The 24,175-nt window shown below is 42.1% G+C and carries 18 protein-coding genes; 16 read left to right on the top strand and 2 right to left on the bottom strand.

Annotated elements, in window-relative coordinates:
* Window positions 1-27 precede the first annotated feature (27 nt).
* The 13 genes from V7R39_RS11980 (at window position 28) to V7R39_RS11920 (ending at window position 17,171) form a co-directional block, all read left to right on the top strand.
* Window positions 28-1,866, top strand: a complete 1,839-nt coding sequence (locus tag V7R39_RS11980; protein ID WP_334030926.1) for a DUF6492 family protein — start codon at window positions 28-30, stop codon at window positions 1,864-1,866.
* A 199-nt stretch (window positions 1,867-2,065) separates the two neighbouring features.
* Window positions 2,066-2,806 (top strand): glycosyltransferase family 25 protein, encoded by a 741-nt coding sequence (locus V7R39_RS11975; protein ID WP_334030925.1) that lies wholly within the window; start codon window positions 2,066-2,068, stop codon window positions 2,804-2,806.
* A gap of 147 nt (window positions 2,807-2,953) precedes the next feature.
* Window positions 2,954-4,921, top strand: a complete 1,968-nt coding sequence (locus V7R39_RS11970; RefSeq protein ID WP_334030923.1) for a glycosyltransferase family 2 protein — start codon at window positions 2,954-2,956, stop codon at window positions 4,919-4,921.
* A 3-nt stretch (window positions 4,922-4,924) separates the two neighbouring features.
* Window positions 4,925-7,729 carry a glycosyltransferase gene (locus tag V7R39_RS11965; RefSeq protein WP_334030922.1) on the top strand — a complete coding sequence of 935 codons (2,805 nt, stop codon included), beginning with the start codon at window positions 4,925-4,927 and terminating at the stop codon, window positions 7,727-7,729.
* Between the two features lie 112 nt (window positions 7,730-7,841).
* Window positions 7,842-8,561, top strand: coding sequence for a hypothetical protein (locus tag V7R39_RS11960; protein WP_334030921.1), 720 nt, complete (start codon window positions 7,842-7,844; stop codon window positions 8,559-8,561).
* 21 nt (window positions 8,562-8,582) lie between these two features.
* Entirely contained in the window at window positions 8,583-9,896 is a 1,314-nt protein-coding gene (locus tag V7R39_RS11955; RefSeq protein ID WP_334030919.1) for an alginate O-acetyltransferase AlgX-related protein, read from the top strand.
* Between the two features lie 245 nt (window positions 9,897-10,141).
* Entirely contained in the window at window positions 10,142-11,026 is an 885-nt protein-coding gene (gene rfbA, locus V7R39_RS11950; protein WP_334030918.1) for a glucose-1-phosphate thymidylyltransferase RfbA, read from the top strand.
* A gap of 30 nt (window positions 11,027-11,056) precedes the next feature.
* A complete protein-coding gene (gene rfbC / locus V7R39_RS11945; RefSeq protein WP_334030916.1) occupies window positions 11,057-11,611 on the top strand; it encodes a dTDP-4-dehydrorhamnose 3,5-epimerase in 555 nt (184 codons plus the stop codon).
* A gap of 29 nt (window positions 11,612-11,640) precedes the next feature.
* A complete protein-coding gene (rfbD, locus tag V7R39_RS11940; RefSeq protein WP_334030914.1) occupies window positions 11,641-12,504 on the top strand; it encodes a dTDP-4-dehydrorhamnose reductase in 864 nt (287 codons plus the stop codon).
* A gap of 59 nt (window positions 12,505-12,563) precedes the next feature.
* Window positions 12,564-13,646: a dTDP-glucose 4,6-dehydratase gene (gene rfbB, locus V7R39_RS11935; RefSeq protein WP_334030913.1), complete on the top strand. Its 1,083-nt coding sequence runs from the start codon at window positions 12,564-12,566 to the stop codon at window positions 13,644-13,646.
* A gap of 87 nt (window positions 13,647-13,733) precedes the next feature.
* Complete coding sequence (locus V7R39_RS11930) at window positions 13,734-15,407, top strand: glycosyltransferase family 2 protein (protein WP_334030911.1); 1,674 nt, start codon at window positions 13,734-13,736, stop codon at window positions 15,405-15,407.
* 181 nt (window positions 15,408-15,588) lie between these two features.
* Complete coding sequence (locus V7R39_RS11925; protein WP_334031082.1) at window positions 15,589-16,776, top strand: nucleotide sugar dehydrogenase; 1,188 nt, start codon at window positions 15,589-15,591, stop codon at window positions 16,774-16,776.
* 212 nt (window positions 16,777-16,988) lie between these two features.
* Complete coding sequence (locus tag V7R39_RS11920; RefSeq protein WP_163106917.1) at window positions 16,989-17,171, top strand: hypothetical protein; 183 nt, start codon at window positions 16,989-16,991, stop codon at window positions 17,169-17,171.
* Between the two features lie 40 nt (window positions 17,172-17,211).
* On the opposite strand, the gene V7R39_RS11915 is transcribed toward V7R39_RS11920, so the two are convergent.
* A complete protein-coding gene (locus V7R39_RS11915; protein WP_334030908.1) occupies window positions 17,212-18,111 on the bottom strand; it encodes a LysR family transcriptional regulator in 900 nt (299 codons plus the stop codon).
* Between the two features lie 107 nt (window positions 18,112-18,218).
* On the opposite strand from V7R39_RS11915, the gene V7R39_RS11910 reads away from it, so the two are divergent.
* From V7R39_RS11910 to V7R39_RS11900, 3 genes are read left to right on the top strand one after another with little or no spacing between them, the layout of a single operon-like run.
* Complete coding sequence (locus V7R39_RS11910; protein ID WP_334030906.1) at window positions 18,219-19,913, top strand: ABC transporter ATP-binding protein; 1,695 nt, start codon at window positions 18,219-18,221, stop codon at window positions 19,911-19,913.
* Window positions 19,914-20,963 carry an HlyD family secretion protein gene (locus V7R39_RS11905; RefSeq protein WP_334030904.1) on the top strand — a complete coding sequence of 350 codons (1,050 nt, stop codon included), beginning with the start codon at window positions 19,914-19,916 and terminating at the stop codon, window positions 20,961-20,963. It abuts the gene before it with no gap.
* Window positions 20,960-22,399, top strand: a complete 1,440-nt coding sequence (locus V7R39_RS11900; protein WP_334030902.1) for a TolC family protein — start codon at window positions 20,960-20,962, stop codon at window positions 22,397-22,399. Before V7R39_RS11905 ends, V7R39_RS11900 begins: the two co-directional genes overlap by 4 nt.
* Before the next feature lie 182 nt (window positions 22,400-22,581).
* Here the strand turns inward: V7R39_RS11900 and V7R39_RS11895 are convergent, their stop codons facing one another.
* Window positions 22,582-23,427 carry a hypothetical protein gene (locus tag V7R39_RS11895; protein ID WP_334030901.1) on the bottom strand — a complete coding sequence of 282 codons (846 nt, stop codon included), beginning with the start codon at window positions 23,425-23,427 and terminating at the stop codon, window positions 22,582-22,584.
* Window positions 23,428-24,175: the final 748 nt, after the last annotated feature.

The following is a 24,175-nucleotide window of genomic DNA, read 5'->3' as shown; positions in this document are numbered from 1 at the left end:
GGCGTAATAGGAATACGGTATTAAAAAATGGAAAAAGTTGATTTAGCAGTAGTTTTCTATGAGAACGAGGTTGACACGTTAGGGTTACTTGCGAAGTCTATCGAGCTATATTGTGACACTAGCTTAGTAGATAAAATTTACCTAATTAATAATGCCGTCAATCCTTCAGCGGGTCGTAAAGCGTTCGATACGGAAGTTCTACCATTCTTCGATAAGTTCAAAGACAATGTTCGTATCATAGACGCGGATAAACTAGGAATTAACCTTTCAAAAGGTGCCAACCCTTATTTGTCACAGCAAGCACTGAAATTGTCTATAGCGACTATGTCAGATAAAGGTCACTATTTGGTTCTAGATGCTAAATGCCATTTCATTCGAGAACTTAAACGAAGAGACTTATTTAACGAAGACGAAAAGCCAGTGTCTCATCATCAGGTTCATGGTGGGTATGTAAAGGCTTGCTTGAAAGAAGCATGTAATTACTTTGATGTTGATGTCGACCTTGATAAGCCTGCCTTACCAACAGTGCCACCTTACTTGGTGATTACTGCTTTAGTTCGTGATTTGCTAGCTGAAATTGAAAAGCGAGAAGGCGCCGGGATTTATAATCTTATATCGGAGAATGAGAAGCTTGCAGAGTTCTTAATCTATTTTGCATATTTAACTTATCGTGGTGGGCCTGAAAAATTTTATTCTATTAGCACCAAACCATACGCGACATTGTTTACCAAATGGCCTGAATCTGACAAAGATATATCTCGAGTTTTAAACAGCACGTCAAACGACAGTGTTTGGATGTTTTCTGTCCGCGCCAAACGGTTTGCTCAGTTAAAAAATAACGAAATAGATTTTATAGCTAATCTTTGGGCTGAGCGAGGTTTGTTTGACAACACAGCATTTGCAAAAGAGTTTATTCTTCAAAAGGGTAATTCAACAGCTACTTTCGCAGAGGTTCAAGGGCACCCTGCTGGTGATGGAAAGGTTGTTGAAGGAAGAAACCAACGCCTTTTCATCGCAAATGATTCTAACGACGTAATAAAGCAGCATCGTGGCGAGAAAATCCTAGGTATCAATCAAATAAAAGCTTGGCGTAGAGTGATTGAAACGAGAAAAGCAGTTTGTTCTAGCAGGGGTGCCCAGTATAGGCTTATGGTGGTCCCTGATGCGCACGCTGTGCATAAGGGTGACCTGCCACAGTTAGACAATATTGATGCTATACGACCCATACACCAAATAAGCTCAGAACTGTATGATCATTCAAGTTTTACCTATCCGCTAGAAGAGTTGATCGGCGCGTCTAAACAAGCGGAATCTTACCATCCAGTTGACTCCCACTATACCGCTTATGGCGCATATATATGTTATAGGCGAATAATAGAAGATCTGAAAATTAATATTCCTGTATTGAAGGAAGAAGATATTGAGTTGATCGAGAAAGAGGGAAGCGGTGATCTAGGCGAGAAATTTGATCCACCTCGCATTGCCAAATTTACCGAATGTTTTGTCAAGAATGGAAAAGCAAACAAGATTTGGAACAACGGTGTGACAAACCGGGGTCACATGTCGGTTTGGGTGAATTCCGATCAAACGTTGCCGAGTTGCGTTCTCTTCACTGATTCTTATGGATGGAAGATTCAGCGCTTTTTGGCCGAGTCATTTAGCAGACTATACATAGTTCATAGCCCGCTAATTGAACATGATGCACTAGATGTATTTAAACCAAATGTTGTTATTTCGCTTATGGCCGAACGCTTTTTGATTTATACGCCGAAAGATATATTTGATAAGTCTGCGCTAGAATTTGCCAATGAGAAGGGAGGCGACTTCAAATCTTATGAGGAAATACTTTCATTGTCGAAAGTGTGATTTAAATCGTTTAAAAAATAAAATTGTGGCAAATGCATTGGCATAAATAAACAAGTATGACAAAAACCTTTGTTTTAGCCACTGGACCCTGAGTTACCATGAATGTCTAGTCAATAATGGTTAGCGGGTTTTCAAAAGCTCAAGCAATAAAATTTACAATAATATTTTCGGCAGAATAATTGGTAAAGAAGGTAAGACGATGAATTCAGGTGCTATTAAGGCGTATGTTATTAATCTTGACTGTGATATTCAGAACTTTGAAAAAGTCGAGAGCATTGCTAGCGGGCTCCCTTTCAATATTGAAAGAATATCAGGTATCAGAGGAAGCTCTATTCCTAGATTTATAGTAGAAAAAACGGTTGTAAATCATGAGATAGATCTCCAGATGGGAACCGTCGGCTGTTTTCTTTCACATGCTAGGGCGTGGGAAAAAATAGCTGAAGAAGGAAGCGGTTTTGTATTTGAAGATGATATCATTTTTCAAAATATGGATACTATTTCTGAGTTGGCTTCAGAAATGCAGGCTTATGACTTGATTTTTGTAAACGACAGGATGTGTGGTGAAGCGAGTGCAGATAGCGATGAGAGGAATTGTATAAACTCCTTGAAGCAGGAAATTTTAGCGAGGGCAGAAAGAAACCAGATAGCCTGTGGGGGGGACGGATATTATTTGTCACAAGCTGGTGCCCAACGCCTTCTTGAACTCGTTAAAACCAAAGGGGTATTCAATGATGTAGACTGGTTCATATTTTATTGTGCTGTGGCAAATAATAACTTAGACGAAATTCGCGAAAATCGAACTTTCCACAGGAAATTATCATTTTTCAAAGGTACTTACGACTTATTAGAGCCTATCCTCAAAGGTGGTGTGCTAGGAAAACCGATTGTTGCACACGCACCGACTCAAAGCCGAAGAATAATAGAAAATAAAGCTAACTAAATAGAATGTTGAATTGTTTCAATTAGACTTCCGCAGCTTGCATTTAAGCTTTATTTCATAATGAAAAATTTTCTATCTAGAAAAAAAAGCGAACTTGCTTCTCTTGTGAGATTGCTCCGCATGGAGCAGCTAATTAGGCGAAGTAACTTGTTCGATAGTAATTACTATCTGCGCCGCTACAACCTAAATCCCAACGCTAATACTGTACGCCATTATTTACAGGTAGGGGGGGGGGCAGGATATTTTCCAAACGAGTGGTTCGACACAAAATGGTATAGAACGAACTTCGAAGATGTGTCGAATAGTGGGTTAAACCCCTTTGTACATTATATCCAGCATGGGCGTGATGAGGGGCGTGCAACCAACAGAATTCAATTTCATTCGCAAGAAATAAATGGGCTTGGCGCGGATAAAGAACATATACCGCAGCTGTTGTGGCGTGGATTGTCTGAATCATCTCTAATTCGACTCAAAGAAATCTACTCAACGCCTTCAGTGGAGGAGACCGTCAGGTTCTTTTCCATTTGGCATACTGCTAGATGGTTCTATTATTTAGGAGAGTTTAAAAAGGCTCTCAGCTTGTCGCGCCTTGTGGTCGAACAAATAGCGCCTGACGTTTATGGTAAAAGTGGCGCTCTTATGCATGCTTTGTGTCTACAAAAGAATGGCAAGTATTTAGAGTCTGAAACCTTTATAAGAGCTCACTATAAAGATAGTAACTTAGATGAAGATATACTCTTGGCGTTATCCAATTGCGCTGGTTCTGCTGATGAAAAACTTTCTATTCTTAATAAAATTTACCAAAGGCATGGTTTAAGAGGCCTAACTATAAAAAGTCACGACGAGGAACTCTCGTTCAAAAATTTGGCAACAGATAGTGAAGAAGATGAATGTATAAGTACGGAACTTGTAAGCGTAATTGTTCCTTGCTTCAATGCGGGAAAAACAATCAAAACTGCTTTAGAGTCGCTCTTATCTCAGTCATGGAAAAACTTAGAAATAATCGTAGTTGACGATTGCAGTGAAGATAATGCGGTATCAGTAATAGAATCGCTGTCTAAAGAATTTCCGCAAATAAAACTTCTTAAACAATCTCAAAATGGAGGTGCTTATCGTGCGCGCAACGCAGGCCTTTCAGTTGCTAAGGGCGCCTTTATCACTACGCATGATGCTGATGATTGGTCTCACCCACAGAAAATACAGTTACAAATGGAATACCTTTCTCAAAATGAAGCTGTAGTAGGAGTTTGTACTCAGTGGGTAAGAGCTACGCCTACGCTTAATTTAGAGCATAACTGGCGGCTCAACCCTAGGTTGATTCATTGGTCCCACTCTTCTTTTTTGTTTCGACGCGTAGTTTTCGATGAATTGGGCTATTGGGATTCAGTTTTAGTGGGCGGTGATACAGAATATATTTGGCGCGTAGAGTCACACTTCGGTTTTCATTCCGTAAAGAAAATTCACTCAGACATTCCTTTGGCATTTGCTTTGGACGATGAAAACTCGCTAACTAGGAATAAAGCAACTCATATAAAAACAATGTATCAAGGTATGCGCCATATCTATCGGCAGGCATGTCAGTGGTGGCACTCAAAAGAGCCGTCTAACTTGTTCGTAGATATTGATGGTGATCGTAAGTTTCCTGCTCCCCCTACAATGATTTCTAAGAACCTTTATGAAGTGGCTGGCGATACAGTTTTTGTTGGTGATTTTAGTGAAGGCAGGCTAGAGATTGAACTATATGAAGCTATAGCTGCTACTATGAGCAGCGGTAAAAAAGTTTTCCTATATCACTTACCACGACCGCGGGAAATTCAGAGGCAATTATCTAGCGCTTTTTTTGAACTATTGTCCAGGGATAATGCAGAAGCATGTGTGTTCGGCATGACTATATCTGTTGATTATGTGTGCTTTTTAGACCCAGCTCTTTTACTTGAAATACAAGAGGAGTTAGCGATACTTACCACTAATAAAGTGGTCGTTTATGATAAAAGAGGGCAAACGCAGAGTATTAAAATGGCGTTGAGCTTTGTTACTGCTCATGAATCGGTGGAAGTAAAAACTACAGATAGTTTGGACTTACTGCTAGCGTACCTAGAAGATAAGAAGTCGTAGCGAATGATGAATAAAGAGTACTTTGATCCCGAGTGGTATCTTAAACAGTACCCCGATGTTGCAGCTGCAGGGATTGACCCTAAACTACACTTCGACAAACACGGAAGGCGAGAAGGGCGTTTGCCATGCAATATTCCTTCGCTATCCTTTGAGAAGGCTTTATGGCGAAATGCAAAAAACTGTGACGTAATACTCGATTCTTTGCACAGCGCTGCAGAATACTCAAGCATCAACGGAATATATGCCGCTAAAGTACTTGTCGATTACTACCTCTTCACAGAACAGTATCTTTTAGCAAAAGAAGAGTCGGATAAACTTGTTATCAACAGCAGCCTATCAGAAAAGCTTTTTAGTAGAGATGAATTGTCGCTGATAAGGTTTTCATCTTTGTTTGGGGCAGGTTTAGAAGCTGAAGCTAAGCAGGTTGTGAAAGACCCTCATTGGTCAAATTCTTCAAAGTGGCTCGCTGCCAGTATGCTGTCGGAGTCGCGGAAGATTGTTGAGCTTAATAAGCTTTATAAGAATACTGGGTTAAAGGAGCTAACTACGAATAAAGCAGAAGCAACGTTAGATGTTCTTTCAACAGCACTAACATCTGTCTCTGCTTTTACATGGCTTAAAGCACTTGTGAGCAAACCGAAAGTATCAATTATAGTCCCGGTCTTTAATGCAGCGAAAGTCATTTCTACTAGTATCAACTCTCTACTCAATCAGTCATGGAAAAACATTGAGATAATAGCGGTGGATGATGCTTCCACTGATAACAGCTATACCGATTTGAAGCGTTTGTATGGCGGGATTGAACGTGTACGGGTTTTCAAAAATAACAAAAATAAAGGCGCATACGCTACAAGAAACTTAGGAATGTCTATGGCTAACGGTGACTTCCTTACCGTCATGGACGCTGATGATTGGGCTCACCCCCAGAAAATCGAAAAGCAAATTACTCCTTTGCTCTTTAATCGCTCGCTAAAAGGAACTGTTTCTTATTGGGTTAGATGCACGGAGGACCTTAAATTTTCAAAGTTAAGGGCTGGAAGCTCATGGATACACAGAAATGTGTCTTCTCTACTCGTTCGAAAAGATGTTGTTGGCACTCTGGGAGGTTGGGACGAGGTTAAAGTAAATGCTGATACTGAGTTTTATGAAAGGTGTCTTGCTAGGTTCGGTCGAGCCGCGATAAAAGAGGTAATGCCTGATGTTCCTCTCTCTTTTGGAAGAACGCATGCGTCATCACTTACGCAAAATGCAGAAACGCACTTGGTCACCCAGTATGGTGGCGTAAGAAAGCAGCACATGGATTTCGCTCGAGCATGGCACAAGAATAGCCCAGATTTGAAGCTTTTAAGAGATGACCAGCGTCCTTTTCCTGTTCCTCCTAGTATGCTGTTGGCTTCTTTTAAACCTTCATTTGTAAGAGCAAACGAAGCGAGTTTTCTTAAATGGAGAAAAGCGCTAGACGAAAATTGGTATGGGCAGATTTACGACGATGTGAGTTCGATGGGGCTAGATATTCATGATCACTTTTGGGAAAAAGGAGAAAAGGAAGGACGCTATCCATCTTCATTATTTAATCCGCAAGCTTATGCGTACAAATTTGAAATACCACATACTACATCACCCACGTGGCATGCGCTAAATAGCAGCAGTTGGGACTTTTCTGCTCCTGTATCAATAACAGGCTTTGCAAAGCGCTACGGAGAAAGACATGTTGGTCTTTTTGGGCACGCTGTCTCTGAAACCGTCTTCGGCGCAGAAAGAAGCTTAGTTGATATGGCTAAGGCAATGTCTAAGTTTGATATACGCGTAACTCTATACTTACCGTCTTGCGCTAACACTTTCTATATTGAAGAGATAAGACAATACGTAAGCAAGATCGTCTTCTTGCCTTTACCTTGGGCAAACGGAAGAGAAGAGCCAATTGAGCCAATAGCGCAATATTTGGAATCAGAGTTTATACGCATTGGTTATGATTGTGTTTATGTAAATACACTCACATTAATAGAGCCTCTGAGTGCGGCCAAGAGAGCCAATATACCGAGCATTACGCATGTGCGAGAGCTCGTTGAGTTTGATAATGATTTAGCTAATTTACTTCAAGAGCCTCCTCGGCTTACTCATGAACGAGTAATTTCGAGCAGTGACTATTTTGTTGCTAACTCTCAAGAAACAGCCCGTTGGCTCAACGAGCCAGCGCGCACTAGAGTTATTTATAACTGTGTAGATATTCCCACTTCACTTATTCCTATGCCCTCAGCCTCGTTAAAGGTATGTATGTTGAGTAGTAATGTGAAAAAGAAAGGTGTGGAAGACTTTTTTGAAGTAGCAAGCTTATGTAGAGGAAATAGTAATATTCAATTTACTATTTTCGGGCCAATCACCAACGAAGTTACTATGGCTGCTAAGCGATTTGGTGATGACAATGTCACTATTGCAGGCTATGTGGAGAAACCGAAAGAGGCTATGGTTGCACACCATGTTGTGTTGGCACTTTCTCACTTTAAAGAATCTTTTGGCAGAACGGTAGCAGAAGCCATGTCTTTAGGGCGCGTTGTAGTTGGCTACAACTGGGGAGCGGTAAGTGAACTTGTTGAACAGCAGTCCGGTATGCTAGTTGACTATAAATGCACTTCGGGGATTGTGAATGCAATACTAACTCTGAATAGTAATCCTGAGTTACTGGCGTCGATGGGCAACTTTGCTGCTAAAAGAGCTGAAGCGCTTTTCTCTCGCGACATTTTTGATAAAGAGCTAGTAAACGAGATAGTTAAGGTTTCTAAGAAATCTGCTAAACTAAAGGGCTTTTAGTTTTTGATTTTTATGCTATCGATAGCATGTTAGACGCCCCAGTTTGTCATTTTGCCACTTACTCACATGTTAGCGTGGCGTAGTGGCCTCAGTTGTAGAAGATTAGTCACCTATGTCTTATAAAACCCATCCGTTTTGGAGTGTGGAAAAATTGTTAGCGCCGGCTAAAAATTCTCAATGCCAGCCTCATCTTAATGTTTCTGTACTGTCTCATCACATTCCAAAAACTGCTGGAAGTTCACTTAGAGTGGCTTTTGAACAAGCGCTCGGGGTTAGGAATGTTTATGGTGTTTATGCAAATACAGGTGCCAGTGCCATGTCGAAAGGTGAGGGGGTTTGGTTGCCGTCGAAAGCCAAGGTGCTTCACGGACACTTTAAGCCGCATATTAATCATATTAAAACCTTTCCAAACGCTATCAGAGCCGTTTGGGTTCGCGACCCGCTAGAACGAATATGGTCGTTTGTAGGCCATCTCTTGGCGCTTAAAGAGAAGCATCCGCATTATATTTTGTTGAAAGCAAAGCTGCCAAAAGCTAGCCTAAAGTCACAAGAAAGCATAGTTAATGAGCTGATTCTTAATAATACCATTGAGGCTTTTACAAATACTTATAGCCGATTTTTCAATGCCGTACCGATTGACGAATTTAGCTTTGTAGGCTCAAAACATAAATACGAAGAAGGTTTAAAGCAATTGTCGGATTTGACCGAGATAGAGTTAAAAACACTGCAGGTCAACAGACGAACTAGCCAAACATATCAGCTTCCAAGTGGTATTAAGCGGCTTGAATCACATCTACTTCATGAATATAAAATCGTAGGCGACTTTTTATAAAGCCGTAAGAAAGGAACTTTAGTGGCAGTTTATTCCATAATTACCCAACGAGTAGAGAGTACAACCTCCAATGCTCGATGGCATCTTGACTTTCCGTGCAATGGTCAAAGCATAGATGGCGGAGAGCTAATTCGCGAGGGCTTGTTGTTCCAAGGTTGGTTATTAAATGACGAGGCGTCGCCAACATCGCTAGTTATTGTAAATGGTGATGAGGTGAAAAAAATACCACTGAATCGCGCTCGGCCAGATGTTATTTCAAAGGTGTTAAACCAAGCTCCAGAAAATCACGATTTACTTAGTTGTGGGTTTTCAGAGCGAATTAAACTAAAACATTCAGCGTTTACCTTGGGGATTGTTGAGAATGGCACATTCACTGAAATAATAAGTGGATCTGTTGAGGGCAAATTTCAGATTTTGGAAGGGAAAGATGGCTGGCTTTTTCTTGATAATGATACTAACAAGAGTATCGAACAATATACTGGGAAACTAAAATTATCCCGCACAGCTCAAGCTGAGTGGAAAGAATATCTAGAGTTGTTAAACACCTTTTCTTTTTCAGCACAAATACCAGTGTGTTTACTTGTAGCGCCTTCGAAGGAAATGGTTTATGAGGAATATTATCCTTATAACTTTTCAAAAAAAGCGCCTATCGAAAAACTCAAAGAGTTAGTGCCCGAAACACTTAATTTTATTTTACCAATTGAAGAGCTTCGTAATTTAGACGACCGTTCGTTCAGAGTTTGTGACACTCACTGGACGCTTCATGGAGCGAGGTTCGCGGCGCAATTAGTTACAAGTAAATTAATGTCTAGAAATATTGATGAACTCAATGTCTTCGAAGGAGACGTTTATCAGAATAGAGAAGTAAGCGGTGACTTGGGCTCAAAGTTGTTTCCTCCTCAACGTCACGAAGAAGATAGGTTGACCAATTTTAACTACAGACATTGCGTAGTTTTTGATAACAATGTCGATAACTTTGGTCGGATTATCGTTATGTATCATAAACACGCAGTTTTTAAGGAAACTTTGTTAATATTCGGCTCCTCGTCTTCATACACAATGTTTCACTACCTCTGTCGCTTGTATTCTTCGGTAGTTTTTGTTCACTCAGCTGGGAATATTGATCACAAAATCATTGAAGTTGTAAAACCAAATTATATTTGCGCTCAGACAAATGCTCGGTTCGTAGTTAAGGCCCCTAAATACAATGACTCAGTTAATAACTACATAGCGCAGAAGAAAGAAAATGGAAGTTTGGGTGATTCATTTATAGCTGAAAAATTACCAGACGAGTGTGTTTCATACGTCGACTATTTCAAGCAAATCTTGGTTTAATATGTGGCCTAGATTTACGGCTCACTAATAAAGATTAACTAAAAAGTGCTTAATATTTAGCTATGGATTTTTTTTAACATTACTCGTGAGAGTAACCACGTCAGATAGCGTCGGTGATTCTTCAAGAAGAAGTTTGCAATAGTCATTCTGCCATTTAACCTATGCAATAATGGTGTTTAAATGCTTGATGCTGAACTCTATAAAGACCTTACGAGAATAAATCGAACAGATTAATAAGGAAGAAGATGCACAGAAAAGGAATAATACTAGCAGGCGGTTCAGGCACGCGTCTCCACCCATTAACCAAAGTGGTGAGTAAGCAGCTTATGCCTGTTTACGACAAGCCAATGATTTTTTATCCCCTAGCGACGCTAATGATGTCAGGAATAAGAGATATTCTGATCATTACAACGCCTTTTGAGCAGCAACGTTTTATTGAGCTTATTGGCGATGGAAGCGATTTAGGTATTAACGTGCAGTATGCCGTGCAGCCTACACCCGATGGGCTAGCTCAAGCGTTCTTGATAGGTGAAAGCTTTATTGGCAACGACAGCTGTACGCTAATTTTAGGCGATAACATTTATTACGGTCACGACCTCAAGCGCTCACTTCAAAGCGCTTACAGCCAAACTCATGGCGCAACCATATTCGGTTATCACGTTAACGACCCCGAACGCTACGGGGTTGTAGATTTTGACGACGATTGGAACGCGCTTTCTATTGAAGAAAAGCCGACTAAAGCTAAATCTAATTATGCGGTAACCGGTTTGTATTATTACGATAACCGCGTTGTAGACTTTGCAAAACAAGTTAAGCCCTCTCAACGCGGCGAGCTTGAAATTACAGACCTGAATAACCTGTATCTCAAGGACGATAGTTTAAAAGTGGAGTTAATGGGCCGTGGTTCTGCGTGGCTGGATACTGGTACGCTAGACTCTTTGCTTGATGCAGCAAACTTCGTTGCCGCGATTGAAAAACGGCAAGGATTGAAAGTGTGTTGCCCAGAAGAGGTGGCTTACAGAATGGGGTATATTGATGCCGAAAAGTTAGCTTCGCTTGCCGCGCTGCTTAGAAAAAGTGGTTATGGCGATTATCTATTGAAAGTAATAAGCGACAGAGTAAAGGCGTAGCATAAACCCACCATCTTATTTGGACCCTGCATGCAAGTAATAACTACCGATATTCCTGAAGTAAAAATTATCGAACCAAGAGTATTTGGCGATGAACGTGGCTTCTTTTTAGAAACTTTTCGTACCGACTGGTTTAAAAAAGAGTGTGCCAATGTCGACTTCGTTCAAGACAATCATTCAAAATCAAGCCAGGGTATTTTACGTGGGCTGCATTACCAGCTAGAGCAAACTCAAGGTAAGTTAGTTCGCGTAGTAAGTGGTGAAGTATATGACGTTGCGGTAGATATGCGTAAAGATTCTGCCACCTACGGGAAGTGGGTTGGCGTAACCTTGTCTGCTGAAAACAAACGCCAGCTTTGGGTGCCTGCGGGTTTCGCCCATGGTTTTTACGTAACTAGTGAGTCGGCTGAGTTTGTGTATAAATGCACAGACTATTATCACCCAGAGTCTGAGGTTTCGGTAAAGTATGACGATCCTACGTTGAATATCGACTGGCCTCTAGTGAATGGCGAGAAGCCTTCGCTTTCCGGTAAAGATGAAAACGGCATTGCGTTCATTAACGCACCAACGTTTACCGGCGTTTAACCCCGCCGAAATTAGGAATAAGAATAGCCATGAAAATTGTTGTTATTGGTAATGCGGGGCAACTGTCTTATGAACTGGTTCGGATTTTAGGCGAAGACACTATTTGTTTAGGCCCTGAAGATACCGATATTACTAAAGAAGACGTGCTGTCGAAAACTCTGTCCCAGCTCTCTCCAGATGTGATTATTAACGCAGCTGCTTATACAGCGGTTGATAAAGCCGAAGACGATTTAGCGCTGTGCCATGCAATTAACGCTACTGCCGTAGAAAATTTAGCGAAGTATTGTAAAAGCTCTGGTGCGTTTTTGGTTCATGTATCTACCGACTATGTATTTAACGGACACAAAGGTTCGCCTTATTTGCCTGATGACCCTATTGAGCCTCAAGGCGCCTACGGCAAAACGAAAGCCGACGGCGAAAAGACGGTGCTTGAGCTTGTTCCAAAACAAAGTTGCTTGATTCGCACTGCATGGGTGTATTCGGCCTATGGTAATAATTTCGTGAAAACCATGCTGCGCTTAATGGCTGACAAACCGCAGCTTACGGTAATCGACGATCAAATAGGTACGCCTACTTGGGCCAAAGGCTTAGCGCAGGCGTGTATTAGTGCGGCTAAGAATAAAACAGCAGGTGTGTTTCATTGGACAGACGAAGGTGTAGCCAGTTGGTACGACTTTGCCCTTGCTATTCAGGAATTAGCACTTGAAAAGGGCTTGTTGGATAAGGCTATTTCGGTGTTGCCTATTCCTACTAGTGAATACCTTACGCCAGCGAAGCGCCCCCACTACAGCGTGTTAGATAAAACCTCTGCCCGTAAAGCATTTGCCGATTGCACACCAACTCACTGGCGTAAGCAGCTTTCGGCTATGATGGACGAATTGAGTAGCAACTAACTCTTGCTTGGGTGAGCAGCATTTATAGCCAGAACAGAATCTATTCGAGAAAAAGATAAATGAGCAATACAATTTTAGTTACAGGTGGCGCAGGCTTTATCGGTTCTGCAGTAGTACGCTACCTTATAAATGATACTGATCACACGGTAGTTAATTTAGATAAGCTAACTTATGCGGGAAACTTAGAGTCGTTAACGTCAATTTCAAGCAGCGACCGTTACAGCTTCGAGCAAGTAGATATTTGCGATGCTGAAGAAGTTAAGCGCGTACTTACTCAATATCAACCCGATATTGTTATGCACTTGGCTGCAGAGTCGCATGTTGATCGTTCTATAGATGGGCCCGGCGAATTTATTCAAACAAACGTAGTAGGTACTTACACACTATTAGAGCAATCAAGAGCGTATTGGTCTTCACTCGAAGGCGATAAAAAAGCGGGTTTTAAATTCCATCATATTTCTACTGATGAAGTGTATGGCGATTTACCGCACCCTGATGAAGTAGAGCCAGGCACAGCGCTGCCTTTGTTCACTGAAACAACGCCTTACGCGCCAAGCTCACCATATTCCGCAAGTAAAGCCAGTTCCGATCAGCTAGTCCGTTCTTGGCTACGCACTTATAAGTTGCCTGCGCTTGTTACTAATTGCTCTAATAACTACGGCCCTTATCATTTCCCTGAAAAGCTCATTCCGCTAGTTATTCTAAATGCCTTAGCGGGTAAGCCATTGCCTGTATATGGCAAGGGCAATCAAATACGCGACTGGCTGTATGTTGAAGACCATGCCCGTGCGCTAGTGTTAGTGGCTCTTGAAGGCAAAATAGGCGAAACGTACAACATTGGCGGACACAACGAAAAGCAAAACCTAGAAGTTGTACACACTATCTGTTCTATTTTAGATGATGTTAAGCCGAAGGAGAGCAAGTACGCAGAGCAAATTACTTACGTGCAAGACCGGCCAGGTCACGACATGCGTTATGCCATCGATGCTAGCAAAATAGAGCGCGAACTTGGTTGGACGCCAAAGGAAACGTTTGAAAGTGGTATCCGTAAAACCGTGGAATGGTATTTGAATAACGAGGGCTGGTGGAAAGCGGTTTTGGACGGCAGTTACCAAGGCGAGCGATTAGGTTCAGGCAGTTAAATTTTTTTTACCCCTATTGTGGTACACTTTAAAACCGCTTTGATTGTCGAAGCGGTTTTTTATTCCTACAACTAGCAAATAGCCATAATGAAAAAAACTGTAATGCGAGCTGTGCGCGCTGCTCTTCAACTTGTGCCTAAAAGTTTAAAAAACAAGCTAAAGCAAAACGAACGCTTAACCGGCTTCTATATTAAGTCTGTTAGAAAGTCGGGACTTTTTTTTGATGCGCCTACACCTAAGCAAACTCACAAACTCTACCAAGCGTGGTTACACGAGCATCATTCTTTGCTGAGTGAGCAAAACAATGAAGCGCTGCAGTCATGGCAAGTGATTATTGTAGGTAGCTCTGAGAACTTTTCTAAAACCGAGCAAAATGTTTTAGCATTAGGTGCGGCAAGCGTATTTTTTATCAATGATGAAGATAAAGGCGGTTTTCTGCCACACAAAGATAATATCGATATCAACTTACCTATTCTGCTCTTGAAAAGCGGCGATACAGTGCACGCTGGTGCGATAGCGCGTTTTCTTGATGCACTTAAAAGCGCAGGCATTGTGTTCAGCGATACAGATGAAGCGTTAGAAAATGGCGAGTATACCGCGCCGCGTTTTTTGCCAGATTGGAACCCCGAGCTTCAGTTATCAACTGGCTATGTTCGTACGGGGGTAATGTTAAAAGCTGATTACCTCGAAACAGTTGATTGTTTAACGTCGATAGCTGGGCTTTTAGCAAAGCTAACATTAAGTGGTCAGCACTTAAATATAAAGCACATTTCGCTTCCTCTTGTACATTCGTGTTTTGATGATAACGAAACGGCAAGAGACTTAGCTGTAATACGTGATGAAATAGAGAGTAGCGGTGACGCAACAACAACATTAAGCCATGAGCAGAATGTCAACAAGGTGATGTGGAAGAATACGTCGCCGCTGGTTAGCTTAATTATTCCAACCAAAAACGGAAAACAGCTTGTTCAAGACTGTGTTGAATCTATCTTAGAAAAAACAACCTATTCGAACTATGAAATACTGTTGATAGATAATGGCTCAGACGAAAAAGAGAGCTTAGATTATTTTGACTACCTAAATACTCTGCCCAAAATACGGGTTTTGCAATATCCTGGTGTATTTAACTATTCAGCTATCAACAACTTTGGTGTACAGCATGCCATGGGCAGTGTGGTTGGTTTGGTTAATAATGATATTGAAGTAATAACACCCGAATGGCTCACTTATTTAGTGGGACATGTTGAAAGGGAATCCGTGGGCTGTGTTGGTGCAAAGTTGCTATATTCCGATACACGTATTCAGCACGCTGGTGTTGTATTAGGCTATGGCGGTGGCGCTGGTCATGCTCATAAAAACTTTCCGCGTACTCATTCTGGTTATTTAAAAAGAATTTGCGCTACTAATAATTTTAGCGCCGTAACCGCTGCATGCCTTTTAGTAAAAAAATCGCATTTCGATGCTGTTAACGGTTTAAATGAAAATGACTTGGCTGTTGCCTTTAACGACGTCGATTTTTGTTTAAGAGTAGAGGAGTTAGGTGTAAGAAACGTCTATTGTGCTGAGGCTGAACTCTTTCATCATGAATCTGTAAGTAGAGGCTTAGATATTTCCCAAGAAAAGGCAGCGCGATTCAATAAAGAGCTGACTTATTTAAAAACCAAATGGTCAAAAACTATTGAGAATGATCCTGCTTACAGCCCTAATTTAACCTTAAAGCGGGAAAATTTTTCAGTTAGAATAAAAGAAGAAATAGGCTAATTACAAAAGGGCACTGAATCTGCATAACTGCCATATTGTACGGCACATATTTTGAGTTATGTTAGAGCAGTAACGCGATTGAGGCTAGCAGAGTTTATTTGCGTGCGCATTGACTAAAAAATTTTACATTGCACTTCTTGATAGTGCGATAAAACAGTTGTTAATAGTGGAGAAAATCTTAATGGAAGGTACGATGAAAAAGTACAAAATAGCTGTTGCAGGAACGGGTTACGTGGGCTTATCTAACGCGGTTCTGTTGGCGCAACACAATGAAGTGAAGGCTATTGACTTAGTACCTGAAAAAGTTGAGATGCTAAATAGCCGTAAGTCTCCTATTGAAGACATCGAGATTTCAGATTATCTGGCGACCAAAGAGCTTGATTTAGAAGCAACGCTAGACGCTAACCTAGCTTACCGCGACGCGGACTATGTAATCATTGCCACGCCGACAGACTATGATGCCCAAACTAACTATTTTAATACTAGCAGTGTTGATGCGGTTATCAAAAGCGTAATGGCAGTTAATCCAAAAGCGGTGATGGTAATTAAATCTACCGTGCCTGTTGGGTTTACACGAGAGGCTAAAGCGCGCCACGGCAGCGATAACATTATCTTCTCACCCGAGTTTTTACGAGAAGGTAAAGCCCTTTACGACAACTTACACCCAAGCCGTATTATTGTAGGTGAGCGTTCAGAGCGAGCTGAAATTTTCGCCAAGCTATTAGAGCAGGGCGCTATTAAGACAGGCATTGAAGTACTATTTACTGACAGTACTGAAGCAGAAGCGATTAAGCTTTTTGCTAATACCTACTTAGCAATGCGAGTGGCGTACTTTAATGAGCTAGACAGCTATGCAGAACGTGCCGGATTAGATACAAAACAAATTATAGAAGGCGTTAGCTTAGACCCCCGCATTGGTGGGCACTACAACAACCCAAGTTTTGGTTACGGTGGCTACTGCTTACCGAAAGATACAAAGCAGTTGCTAGCTAACTACAGCGAAGTGCCTAACAACATGATTCAGGCCATTGTGGATGCTAACCGCACTCGTAAAGACTTTATTGCCGATTCTATCGTTAGCCGCAATCCAAAAATTGTTGGTATATACCGTCTTATCATGAAGTCGGGCTCTGACAACTTCCGCGCCAGTGCTATTCAAGGCATTATGAAGCGTATTAAAGCGAAAGGCATCGAAGTAATCGTGTATGAGCCAGTACTTACTGAAGATGAGTTTTTCCGCTCTCGCGTAGTCAACGACTTAGAAGCCTTCAAAAAAGAGTCTGATGTTATTGTGGCGAACCGCGTCACAGCAGACATCGAAGACGTACTAGAGAAAGTGTACAGCCGCGACCTGTTCAACGCCGACTAAACTCTTTTTTGTAAACTGAATAAAAGGGGGGCAAAACCGCATTAAAGCTTTTATGCGGTTCTGACCCCATTTATTGCTCTTCTATTGTAAACCCCACTCCCAAAGTTATCCCGCGATATACAAAGCCTTTTGGCGCAATACGCAAATCCACAGGCTGATATTTAGTTAATAAGATATTATTTAGTTAGGTTTTGAAGAGCAGGATACCTTCAATGATGACTGAAGATTTGATAGTGCGAGAATGCTTTGAAGCAGTGGAAGCGTTTGCTGAATGTGCCTATTTAGGCAGAGGGCGATTTGATTGGAGTAAGGTTCAAAAAGACGCCCACGATGCATTAGATTACCGTTTTGGCGAAGCGCAGGTAGAATTATGCGTAGAGCGATGCAAAGGGTAAGAAAGCCTCAAGCAGTTTAGATGGTCAAAAGGTCAGTGTTTCACTCATTTTGCGTAAACAGCGCCTTTGCATTATCGACAATGTGCTCGCAAATAGTGTAATCAGCCCGACTTTTTCCGGTGATAGCATAGTAACGTTCGTTAAGCGCTTTGGCGTTGCCAATACAATGTACGCCGTATTGCACCTCTACATGAGTCGATATAGCTGAGGGTGCGCAGAACACGCCAAAGTCTTCGCTACCAAATAGTTTAAGTAGTGCACTGTCATCAAACTCCGCCACAATTTTTGGATAAAGCTGCTCAGTTTCAAGCCAGCTAACAAGAGCATGCCTTATGCCGGAAGTATGACCTTGCATAAGTAGTGGCATATGATTTAAACATCCAGGAAAGCGTTCGCTATGCTTCAGCGGATGTTTAGCGAAAAAGCTTAGCGAGCTTTCACCCAGAAAGTAGCTTTTGGCATTCACTTGGGTACCCGGCGCAATACCTCTATCGGCCATAATGAAATCGACAGCATTAATCGCTAATTCTTTTAATAACCCTTCAAAGCTGTCTTCCTTTATTACATACTTCACATTCGCGAACTCGCGCATGGTATTGTGCACAAAGTCGTAAAAAAGCACTTTTGGAATACCATTAGTAATACCAATTACGAATTCTTTCGTATTAATTTCGTCATTTGTATTAAGAATTTCAGCAAGTTGGTTGCCTTTGTGAAATATTTCACTGGCATACTGATAGCTCATTTTACCTTTGGGGTTCAAATATAAACGTTTGTTTATTCTGTCGAAAAGCGAATAGCCTAACTGATTTTCAAATGTACTGAGTTGCCCACTTACCGTTTGAGGAGTAACGTGGAGAAGTTTTGCAGCTTTCGCAATGCTGCCTTCTCGAGCCACTAGATAAAAATAGTAGAGGTGATGATAGTTTAAATGGTGCATAACCAAGCTTTTGTCGATGAACTTAGAAGAATATAACAGATTTAATCTTATTAAATATTAAATTACACTATAGAAAATAAGCTTGCGGGTACATAAAAGATACTATTATGGGAAAAGTAATTAATCTACGTAAAACAAGGAAAACGCTGTTTTCGTTGTTAAAACCTGAAGCCAGCTTCTTTTCAGTAGCAATAGCCTATGGCGTGGCAATAAGTTTAATGACACTAGCAGTACCTATTGCGGTGCAAACCCTGATAAACAGTATCGCTAATATCGGTTCAACGCGCGCCGTGGTGATACTGGCCATGGTGCTGTTTTTCACACTATTCACCTCTGGCGTGTTCAGTGCCCTTCGCATGCGAATAATGGAGTATTACGAGCGCAAGGTATACGCGCGCCTTACATCCGATATTGGGTTACGCACTATTATGGCGCCTCATAGCTATTTCGAAGGTCGCCAAAACATCAGTATGACCCAACGTTATTTCGACATAATGACGTTACAAAAGAACATTCCCTCGCTCATGATTGATGGCTTTGCACTGGTATTGCAAATGCTGGTGGGCTTTACCTTAGTATCTTTTTATCATCCCACTTTGTTGGCGTTTAACGTGGTACTTATTCTTGTGATGTATGCGGTTTGGAAAATTTGGGGGCGGGGCGCTAAGCGCACGGCAATTCAATTATCCACTGCAAAATACAATTCAGCTAAATGGCTACACGATATTGCAAGTGCTCACGAGTTCTTCAAATCTGCCGATCACGTTGAATATGCAGGAAAGACTACCGAAAGCTATATTGGCGATTATATTCAAAAACATAAAAACCACTTTCATTATACCTTCTCGCAAGTTGTTATGTTTTTGCTTCTTTATGCAGTGGCCAGTGCGTCATTGCTGGGCATTGGCGGTGTATTAGTCGTGCAGGGGCAGCTTTCTATCGGTCAGCTTGTTGCTGCAGAGTTGATAATGTCGGCAGTGTTCCTTGGCCTATCTCGTTTCACTCAATATCTAAAGCTGTACTATGAACTCTACGGTGCAGCTGAAAAGCTGGGCAGTGCACTTGCTATGCCGCAGGAATCACTTCATTCGAATGCCGAGCATATACCAGAGTCTTCCAAGCTTACATTTAATAAACTAATGCTTAAACATGGTGACGATCACTGTCACATCGACATTACGCTTGAGTCCGGAACGCAGTATTTTATTACAACAGAAAAGAGCTGGGTACAGCGAGAGTTACTGGGGCTATTAAAGCGTTACGAGCCTGTGCGCTCAGGTGAAATCACGTTAGATAATTTAAGTTTGAATGACTACGATATTCACGAACTTCGTCAAGCGGTGACCATTCTCGACCGTTCATTAATTATCGAAGTGTCGATTGAGCAATATCTAAAGCTTGCTCAGCCAAAGGCAAGTTATGCTGATATCCGTGCGGCTCTTGAAGTGGTGGAGCTAACAACGGCCATCGATGCGTTACCTGATGGCTTAAGAACTCAAGTGTCTGTGATGGGGGCGCCGTTACAGCCATTACAGTTTTTGTTATTAAAGTTAGCCGCAGCGATTATCGCTAAACCACAAATTTTAATTTTAAATCAGCATTTCGACGCTATACCGCCAGCGTTAAGGATACGATTGCTCGAGCGATTAAAGGAATACGACTTTACTGTGCTGTACTTTTCTAATATGCCCATTCCTGAATGCGCTACTGGCTTATTGCATCTTCATGACGACGCACAAGTAACGCATTACAATCATAGCGATAAAAGCGCTTCAGATGGGCATGCGAAGGAGGACAGTTAAATGAATAATGCTGAACGTCGTTTTTTAGATAACATGAAGTCGCTGCCTGCCTTGCGGGTGCCTAAATTACACAGAGTGGTATGCGGCATTATTGTGTTTTTGATTATAGTTTCAGGTTTTACACTGTACTTTACGCCTTGGATCCAGACAGCCTACGGCACAGGCATGGTGGATTCTTTGGACCCCGAAGATCGTATGCAGCCTATCAACGCGCTGGTCGATGGGCAGGTGAAGGAGTGGCATGTAAGGGAAGGCCAGCAGATAAAAGCGGGTGCGCCAATCGTTACGCTTATTGATATAGATGCACAGCGTCTAGAAAAATTAGAGTCGCAGTTAGCCGCGGCCAACTTAAAAAATCAAGCTAATGAAACGGCTGTGCGAAACGCTGAAAACAACCTGCAGCGTCAGATAAGCCTCGAAAAGCAGGGGCTAGTGTCGCGCAAAGAAGTGGAGAACGCTCAAATAAAAGTGGAAGAGTTGCGAGCGAAAGCGGCGGCGTCGGTAACAGAAATTAACGATGTAAGTATGACGCTATCCCGTCAGTCTACGCAAACCAAAGTGGCGCCGGTTGACGGCACAGTGGTGAGGTTGTTATCTGGCGGAGTATCCACTTTCGTAAAATCAGGAGACATTTTAGGTCAGTTTATCCCAGCTGATGCAAAACGCAGTGTAAGAATAACGGTTAGGGGGCTAGATGCTCCGTTAGTAACACCAGGCGCAAAAGCGCGTATACAATTTGACGGGTGGCCGGTGTTCCAGTTCAGTGGTTGGCCTGGCGCTGCAATAGGTACCTTCGGCGGGGAAGTGGTCTATGTAGAGCCGGTGGCGAATACCATGGGGGAGTTTCAAGTATGGATAAAACCCGATAAAGATGATGTAGCTTGGCCGTCAGAAAGTTCAGCACGCTTGGGTAGCCAGGTAAGAGCGTGGATATTGCTTGAAGAAGTTCGCTTAGGTTACGAAATGTGGCGTCAGCTCAATAATTTCCCACCTAAACCTACAGTACAGCCACAAACTACCGCCACTGCGAAAGGAAGCGGTCAGTTATGAGCAATAAAGTGAAGCTCAGTTACTTTCTTAATTCAGCCGTGGTTGCTTTAACATTGAGTGGTATACCGAGCGTACATGCAATAGAAAACACAGCCAGCCAGGTTCCTGCGCCCAGTATTAATGAATTCATAGATAGCATGACTCAGTACCATCCCTATGTACTGGCGATTAACGAAGGCAATTACCAGGCGGCCGCTGAAGTGGAAATTGCGCGAAGCAGTTTCGACCCATTCATAGAGCAGAAAACAAAAAGCCGCGTGAGCGGGTTTTACGACGGAACGAACTTAACTCAGCGTTTTACAAACCCGGTTGAAGACTATAATGCCAATGTATTTACCGAGTATCGTATTGCTGCTGGCGACTTCCCTGCTTACGAAGGTGGTTACGATACACTTTCTGCTGGAGAGGCGAGCGTTGGTGTTGCTATGTCGTTGCTACAAAATCGTGAAATAGATAAGCGTAGAACCGAGCTTCGAAATGCAGGGCTTGCTACGGCGCAGTGGGAAGCGCAAGCCACCAGTATGCTCAATAACTTTATTTATAAAGGGGTTACTGAGTACATATCGTGGTATGAAAGTGCGCTGCAAATTAAGGCGGTAGATAATTTGCTTGTTACTGCCCAAGATCGGGAAAAAGCGTTGACCACACGTGTTGAACAGGGCGACCTTGCCAATATTGTGTTGGTAGAGTTTCAAGCAAATATAATGCAGCAGCGATTGTTACTTGCCGAACTTAAGCAAAAGCGCGACGCTCATGCTCAAATGTTGTCGTTCTATTGGCGCTCTCCCCAAGGCGACATGATGTCGTTTAATGCTGATACTCCGCCAAATGATATTGAATGGCCCTTTTGGGTGGGCGACGCACAAATTATGGCATTGCGTAAAGCTTTGCGCCAACACCCAGAGCTTGATGTGATGCAGTTAGAGCAGCAGGTGGTAAAAAACAAAACTGCGCTAGCCAATAATGCCTTACTGCCAAAGCTCGATTTACAAGCGTCTATTGCTCGTGATGTCGGGGCAGGCTCTGAAACACTAGAAGGTACAGAGACGAAACTGGGCCTTTCGTTTTCTTATCCACTTGGTAACCGAAAGGCCAAAGCGGAGCGCTCACAGTTATTATCTAAGCAGCGGGAGTTAGGACATAAATTTACCTCAATCCAGCAGTCGATCATGCAACGCTTCGAACAAGCTTATGTATATTGGACTCAAGCAAAAGACATTGCTGCGCTACAAAGCGAAAATGCGTCACTTGCTAGAACATTGTCACGGGTAGAGAGAACGCGGTTTGATGCCGGTGATAGCGACATGTTTGTGTTAAATGCTAGAGCGCAAAACGAAATTAAGGCGCAGATAAAAGAAATAAAGGCCAAAGTGGATTTATTGAAGGCAGAACTCATGCTTTATAAAGAAGCAGCCATGCTGTATGAAATGAAATAGTGCGTTCAATGTCTTTAATGAGAGCGGGATAAGGTGCGCTGTGTTGGTGTGTGAACGTATTTGTTTCAGCTAAAAACTAGTTTTGAATTTTGTTGAGTCCGTTATGACGACTTTTATCAGCAATACAGGTAACTAACGTTACCTGTATTGCTATAAATCAAAGCCCCAAACGCGATATCAACCTAATTGCCTACGGCAGTAGCAAAGTCACTTTCGCTTAGTCCTGCAGACAGAGCATATTCTTTAAGCTTTATCTGAGATACGCCAGAGTTGTTCGCAGTATTTAAAATACGCATTATCTGTTCACGTTGTTGCGATGACTCGCGAACAGCAGTCTCTACTACCTTTTCCGCTTTATTAGGGAATACGGCTAACAAAGCGTCAACAACATACTCACCAACAAACGGTACCGCGTTAAGCGCACTTGTCATTATCTCGACAATTTTGTTTGGATGCTCTTGCGAAAGTGTTTGCACAATACTGTCGGCAGAGTCTGGCTGAGTAAGCACGGCAACACGTACTATTTCATCAAGTTCTTCTGGTGTAGCCATTGCAGCAGCGTGAACGACAAAATCCACGTAGGTCGGTTCTGCTGTTATAGCTAGCTTAACGATATTCGGACAGCTACTCACTTCTTTCTCGATAGCAAGCTTAACAATTTCTTCGGTAGACGAAGGTTGCGCCGATATTGCAGCGAAGATGATCTCTCTGTATTTATCAGGGTATGTGTCTAATGCAATGTCTACTACTAGCACGATGTCCTGCGGATAGTGACCAGCGATAGAGCTTATTGCTCTTCCCACTGACATAGTCTGATCTACTTGGCGCTTTAAAAAAGCGGTTTGAAACTTAGTCGATTGACTTACTTCATCCTTTGGCACTACTGAAGGGCCCGCAGATTCGTTAGATGCTGTAAGGGGTGAAACTTCTTGCGACGCTTCCTGTGCATTTGCTGATGTAGCAACACCGATACTGAGAAAACCAGCTGATAACAGTGATGCCGACAGAATTGTTAGCGTTCTTGACATAAATCCACCTTTTATAATTATTGCGTAGCTTTATAACGATGCTGCTGTACTCGCTGTTGTAGTAGCTATGGCAAAGCGCTTGTATGAATGCGCCCTAACTACATACTTAGAGCCGTACACATATATAGGTATTAACTACTGTAAATAACTTAGACAGGTTACCCACTTGACTGTGAAAGAGTCACTGTAAGAGGCACGCCGTACATGTTACACACAAAGCTAACGGTATAAAGGTACAAGCAATACAAGTACATACTATAAAGGTGTGTGCGTTACTCAACGAATTCGATATTCGTTCGATATCGTTTGGTTTTTGCACCCGGCCCTTATTTGTTTCTATCGCTTTTATGTAAAAAGCGACGTTCGATAACATATATAAAGCGGTTATCGGCAGCGATCGTTTACCACTTAGTGGTAACTACTATATAGGATCTGAAGTCTCATCCTATTAGTAATTAGTCCACATTGTCTACTAATTATCACATCTGACTAAAAAATAGGCGTTAGGTTCACTATTATCGACTTTTTATTACTTTTTTATGAATAAGGGTTGACGTGAGCGCTCAGATCCCTAAAATGCGCATCCGCTTCGGGGGAAAAGCCAAACGGCAGTGACCACGAAGTTAGTCTCTACTAGCTTTTTAAGGCAGTAAAGACGGGAGTTTCGAAGTTAGCATTAAGAAAATAAATTTTCAAAAAGTGTTGACAGCAAAAACTTCCAGCGTATAATGCGCACCTCACTCAAACG

Origin of the sequence: Alteromonas sp. P256, from assembly GCF_036864455.1 — a bacterium.
In the GTDB taxonomy this organism is placed as follows: Bacteria; Pseudomonadota; Gammaproteobacteria; order Enterobacterales; family Alteromonadaceae; genus Alteromonas.
The sequence above is the reverse complement of the archived record's forward strand: the minus strand, read 5'-3'. Positions and strand labels throughout refer to the sequence as shown.